A 617-nucleotide genomic window follows, 5' to 3' on the forward strand; every position below is an offset into this window, starting at 1 on the left:
GAAGAATTTGAGTATTTAGTGGCTAATCTGACGAAGTATCTGGGGTTAGTCTCTAAGCGAGTCGCTTTAACCAATACCACCCCGAATAAGCACTATGTTAATGGGAAAAAGGTTGAAGAACACTACGCCATTATTATGACTAAAGTCGTGCCGACGAAAGAGAAACTGGCCAGCTTGCCTAAATTACAGCAACAAGTCTATGACTTAGTTTTAAAAACGACGTTAGCGATGTTTGCTGATCCGTACGAGTACGAGGAAACCACCATTATTACCCAAGTTGGTGACGCCAATTTTAAAGCAACCGGTAAGGTCCCAACTAAGCAAGGCTGGCAAGCTTTATTTGATGATCAAAAGGTTGACCAGCAAGAAGCAACTTTACCGCTCGTTCACCAAGGCGATCAAGTCCAAGCAAATCTGCAAACGCCGCAAAAAGAAACGACACCTCCGGTACCCTTTACCGAAGGTACCCTGATTACGGCCATGAAGACCGCTGGCAAAACGCTTGATGATGAAGTAGCCCAGGCGATTCTCAAAGATGTGCAAGGCATTGGGACAAGTGCGACCCGGGCCAATGTGCTGGAAGTGTTAAAGAAACGCGGCTACTTAGTTACTGAAAA

At 45.4% G+C, this 617-nt stretch carries 1 protein-coding gene; it reads left to right on the forward strand.

Annotated features, from left to right (window positions below):
- Positions 1-617, forward strand: a 617-nt coding sequence (locus FC85_RS05075) for a DNA topoisomerase (RefSeq protein ID WP_235807823.1), incomplete at both ends; no start/stop codon positions are given.

Source organism: Lentilactobacillus diolivorans DSM 14421 (assembly GCF_001434255.1).
Lineage (GTDB): Bacteria > Bacillota > Bacilli > Lactobacillales > Lactobacillaceae > Lentilactobacillus > Lentilactobacillus diolivorans.